General features: G+C 70.8%; 6 protein-coding genes. 5 read left to right on the forward strand and 1 reads right to left on the reverse strand.

All coding sequences use genetic code 11. The features are described from left to right. Window positions 1–226 precede the first annotated feature (226 nt). From infC to ON36_RS09630, 4 genes are all read left to right on the forward strand, one after another. The gene (gene infC, locus ON36_RS09615; protein ID WP_083885028.1) at window positions 227–880 is read left to right on the forward strand and encodes a translation initiation factor IF-3; all 654 of its coding nucleotides are present in this window, start codon (window positions 227–229) and stop codon (window positions 878–880) included. Window positions 881–942: 62 nt separating this feature from the next. Next, window positions 943–1,140: a 50S ribosomal protein L35 gene (rpmI, locus tag ON36_RS09620; RefSeq protein ID WP_043650577.1), complete on the forward strand. Its 198-nt coding sequence runs from the start codon at window positions 943–945 to the stop codon at window positions 1,138–1,140. Window positions 1,141–1,241: 101 nt separating this feature from the next. Next, a complete protein-coding gene (rplT, locus tag ON36_RS09625) occupies window positions 1,242–1,622 on the forward strand; it encodes a 50S ribosomal protein L20 (protein ID WP_043650578.1) in 381 nt (126 codons plus the stop codon). Window positions 1,623–1,663: 41 nt separating this feature from the next. Next, entirely contained in the window at window positions 1,664–2,461 is a 798-nt protein-coding gene (locus tag ON36_RS09630; RefSeq protein ID WP_043650580.1) for a TrmH family RNA methyltransferase, read from the forward strand. A 49-nt stretch (window positions 2,462–2,510) separates the two neighbouring features. On the opposite strand, the gene ON36_RS09635 is transcribed toward ON36_RS09630, so the two are convergent. Beyond that, window positions 2,511–3,092 carry a TetR/AcrR family transcriptional regulator gene (locus ON36_RS09635; RefSeq protein WP_043650582.1) on the reverse strand — a complete coding sequence of 194 codons (582 nt, stop codon included), beginning with the start codon at window positions 3,090–3,092 and terminating at the stop codon, window positions 2,511–2,513. 91 nt (window positions 3,093–3,183) lie between these two features. On the opposite strand from ON36_RS09635, the gene ON36_RS09640 reads away from it, so the two are divergent. Continuing rightward, window positions 3,184–4,442: DHA2 family efflux MFS transporter permease subunit (locus ON36_RS09640; RefSeq protein WP_043650584.1), on the forward strand; the 1,259-nt coding region annotated here is incomplete at its 3' end.

Genomic DNA, 4,442 nt, shown 5'->3' on the forward strand with positions numbered 1-4,442 from the left:
CTGATAAGTGGAGCCCGACTCCCACCGTTGCCCGCGAGCGATCGTTTCAGGGTCTACGGTCCGGTCACCCGCCCGAGTGGCGGGTTCCTGCATGGTCAGGAGTCTGCGCCGAGCCCGGAGACGGGTTCGCGCGGGCGGATCGGTCGACATCGGGCCCCGTGGCGGAGAAATTCGCGGCGGGGCTTTCGTGTTGAACCAGGGGTTGCAGTTATTGCACGCGGTCGTTATGACGACACCGCTTGACCTAGGAGGCCCCATCAGCACTGAGACCCGCATCAACGATCGCATCCGCGTTCCCGAGGTTCGCCTGATCGGACCCGGCGGCGAACAGGTTGGGATCGTGCGTGTTGAAGATGCACTTCGCGTCGCGCTCGAAGCCGATCTCGACCTCGTCGAGGTGGCACCGGATGCCCGTCCGCCGGTCTGCAAGATCATGGACTACGGCAAGTTCAAGTACGAGACCGCGCAGAAGGCGCGCGAGTCCCGGAAGAACCAGGTCCAGACCGTGATCAAGGAGCAGAAGCTCCGGCCCAAGATCGACGACCACGACTACGAGACCAAGAAGCGCAACGTGGTGCGCTTCCTCGAGGCCGGGTCCAAGGTCAAGGTGACGATCATGTTCCGCGGTCGCGAGCAGTCGCGCCCGGAGCTCGGTTTCCGGCTCCTGCAGCGACTGGCCTCCGACGTGGCCGAGCTCGGTTTCGTCGAAACCTCGGCCAAGCAGGACGGCCGCAACATGACCATGGTCCTCGCCCCGCACAAGGGCGCGAAGACCCGCGCCAAGGCGCAGCAGGACTCGGCTCCGGCACCGGCCCGCCCGGCCGCGACCGCCGAGCAGGCGCCCGCTGCGGCCCCGGCCGAGCAGGCCGACCCGCAGTAACACCGATTCGCCCACCGGTGGATCCGCGAGGATCCACCGGCACGAGACAGATAGAGGAATCCATGCCGAAGAACAAGACCCACAGCGGCGCGTCGAAGCGCTTCAAGGTGTCGGGCCGGGGCAAGCTGCTGCGTCAGCAGGCCAACCGCCGCCACCTCCTGGAGCACAAGTCCACCCGCCGTACTCGTCGTCTGGATGGCACGGAGTCCGTCGCTGCCGTGGACGTTCCCCGCGTGAAGCGGCTGCTCGGTCTCGCCTGAGACCCGGGTATCCCGATTCTTCCGCGTCCGGGACACCGGCCGCCGACACTGACCAACCGGGGCGCGACCACCGCGCTCCCCAGATGAACAAGGACTGACAAGTGGCACGCGTCAAGAGGGCCGTCAACGCTCAGAAGAAGCGCCGTTCCGTTCTCGAGGCCTCCAAGGGCTACCGGGGCCAGCGCTCGCGGCTGTACCGCAAGGCCAAGGAACAGCAGCTGCACTCGCTCACCTACGCCTACCGCGACCGCCGCGCGCGCAAGGGTGACTTCCGCAAGCTGTGGATCGCCCGCATCAACGCCGCGGCGCGCCTGAACGACATCACCTACAACCGCTTCATCCAGGGCCTCAAGGCCGCGGGTGTCGAGGTGGACCGCAAGATCCTGGCCGAGCTCGCCGTCTCCGACGCCGAGGCCTTCGCCGGTCTGGTCGCCGTCGCCAAGGCCGCGCTGCCTGCCGACGTCAACGCCCCGGCCGCCTGAGCCGGTAGCTGTTGACCAACAGCGGTATTCCGGAACGACCCGTGGACGCGCTCTCCGAGCGCAATCCGCGGGTCGTTTCCGCTGTCAAACTCCAGCGCGCCGCCGCGCGCCGCAAGGCGGGCCGCTTCCTTGCCGAGGGCAGCAACGCGGTCACCGCGGCGCTGGAGACCGGCCGGGTCCGTGAGCTGTTCTACTCGCTGGCGGCCGCGAAGCGCGACACCGCGCTGATCGCGGGCGCGGAGGCCTCGGGGGTGCGCACCACGCTGGTGAGCGACCGCGCCGCCGAGCATCTGGGGGAGACCGTCACCTCGCCGGGCCTCGTCGCCGTGTGCGACCTGATCGACGTCCCGCTGGCCGAGGTGCTGGCGTCCGCGCCCCGGATGCTGGCCGTGCCCGTCGAGATCGCCGAACCGGGTAACGCGGGCACCCTGATCCGCGTGGCCGATTCCGTCGGCGCCGACGGGGTGATCCTGGCCGGCGACACCGTCGACCCGCACAACGGCAAGACCGTGCGGGCCAGCGCGGGCAGTGTCTTCCACGTCCCGGTCGCCCGCAGCCGCGACGTCGGCGCGACGCTGGATGCCCTTGCCGCGCAGGGCATCACCGTCCTGGCCACGGCCGCCAAGGGCGAGGTCGACCTCGACGACGCCGACGAACTGTTCGCGGGCCCGGTCGCCTGGCTCTTCGGGAACGAGGCCCACGGTCTGCCCGCCGAGGTGACCGCGCGCGCCGACCACCGCGTCCGCATTCCCATCCGGGGACGCGCCGAGAGCCTCAATCTCGCGACCGCCGCGGCGATCTGCCTGTACGCGAATTCCCGCGTGCGCTACCGGGACTGAGCGTCCGCGCCGCCGGACCGAGGCGGGAAGGCGGGCCCGTCCGGGCGCGTCAGCACTCGGGTTCCCCGGCTTCGTTGGCGGCGTGCAGGTCGGCCAGGATCTCCGCCGCCCACGGCGTCTCGATCGCGCCCGGCCCGGCGACCTGCATGGCCGTCATCATCGTCAGCAGCATGCCGGTGCCGGTGAACCGGCGCACCTCCAGCGTGCTCGCCCCCGACAGTTCCTCGATCAGGCGGTAGCTGCGGCCGAATCGCTCCCGCATGTAGGCGCCGATGGTGGGGTCGGCGGCGGCCGCCGCGCCGTGCAGCATGAGCAGCGGCAGTTCCTTCTCCTCGAGGAAGACCCCGTACCCCGCGCCGAGTTTGCGCAGGGCCGCCTCCGGGCTGTCGCCGGGTTCGATCGGCGCGGCGCGGAAGACCTCCTCGATCCGGTCGCACACCCGGTGCAGGGCGGCGAGGAACAGCTGCTGTTTGGTGCCGAACAGCCGGATCACATACGGCTGCGACACCCCGGCCAGCCTTGCGATCTCGTCGGTCTTGGTTGCCGCGTAACCGCTCTCGGCGAACGCGCGCACGGCCGCGTCGACGACCTGTTCGCTGCGCTCGGCGGCGGTCAGCCGGGTCCTGCTCATCGCCCTCCTCCTCGGAATCGGTTGACATGTTATCAGCCGATGCATAACACTGGCCGAGTTGGTAATCAGTGGATTACAACTAGGACTGGATATGACGCAGACTCTCGATCCCGCCGCAGGCGCGGTCGCCCCCGACTCCCCGAAGACCCGCCCGCTCGGCGCCGTGATCGCCGCCGTCGGCATCCCGATGTTCATGGTCACCCTCGACAACCTGGTCGTGACCAACGCCCTGCCGGTCATCCGCACCGAACTCGGCGCCTCGCTGACGGACCTGCAGTGGTTCGTCAACGCCTACACCCTGTCCTTCGCCGCGCTGCTGCTTTCGGCGTCGGCGCTGGGAGACCGCGTCGGCCGGCGCCGCGTGTTCCTGGCGGGCATCGCGCTGTTCGTCCTCGCCTCGGCGGCGTGCGCCCTGGCCACCGAGCCGTGGCAGCTGATCGCCGCCCGGGCCGTGCAGGGCGCGGGCGGTGCCGCGGTCATGCCCCTGTCGCTGACCCTGCTCGCCGCCGCGGTCCCCGAGCGCCTGCGCAGCGCGGCCATCGGCATCTGGGGCGGCATCGCCGGCCTCGGGGTCGCGGTCGGCCCGGTGGTCGGTGGCGGGGTGGTCGAGGGCCTGAACTGGCAGTGGATCTTCTGGCTCAACGTCCCCATCGGCCTGGCCGCGCTGCCCTTCGCCGCCCGCGTGCTGACCGAATCGCGCGGCGCCGCGCGGCGCCTCGACCCGCTGGGGCTGGCGCTGTCCGGCGGCGGCGTGCTCGCCGTCGTGTGGGGCGTCGTGCACGGCGCCGACGACGGCTGGAGCTCCGGTCCGGTGCTGACCGCGCTGATCGGCGGCGGGGTACTGCTGGCGGCGTTCGTCGCGTGGGAGGCCCGGGTCGCCGATCCCATGCTGCCGCTGCGCATGTTCGCGGTGCGCGGCCTGAGCGTGAGCTACGCGGTGTCGTTTGCCTTCTCCGCGGGCGTGTTCGGTGCGATCTTCCTGCTGGCCCAGTACTTCCAGGTCGTCCAGGGCTACAGCCCGCTGGCCGCGGGCGTGCGCACCCTGCCCTGGACCCTCGCGCCCATGGTGGTCGCCCCGCTCGCCGGCCTGGTCGTCGACCGCGTCGGCCCGCGCGCGCTGATCGCCACCGGCCAGTTCTTCCTGGCGATCTCGCTGGGCTGGATGGCACTGACCGCGGACACCGACACCGCCTACCTGTCCTTCGTCGCGCCGTTCGTCCTCGGCGGCATCGGCATGGGCCTGACCTTCGCGCCGTCCTCGACCATCGTCATGGCCAGCGCCGCCCCCGAGGACCAGGGCATGGCCTCGGGCGTCAACAGCACGGTCCGCGAGGTCGGTGTCGCCCTGGG

It is taken from the genome of Nocardia thailandica NBRC 100428, from assembly GCF_000308795.1.
Taxonomy (GTDB): domain Bacteria; phylum Actinomycetota; class Actinomycetes; order Mycobacteriales; family Mycobacteriaceae; genus Nocardia; species Nocardia thailandica.

Excerpts from the sequence above, each read along its gene's own strand:
- infC (WP_083885028.1), top strand. The coding sequence starts at position 227 with ATGACGACACCGCTTGACCTAGGAGGCCCCATCAGCACTGAGACCCGC.
- rpmI (WP_043650577.1), top strand. The coding sequence starts at position 943 with ATGCCGAAGAACAAGACCCACAGCGGCGCGTCGAAGCGCTTCAAGGTG.
- ON36_RS09635 (WP_043650582.1), bottom strand. The coding sequence starts at position 3,092 with ATGAGCAGGACCCGGCTGACCGCCGCCGAGCGCAGCGAACAGGTCGTC.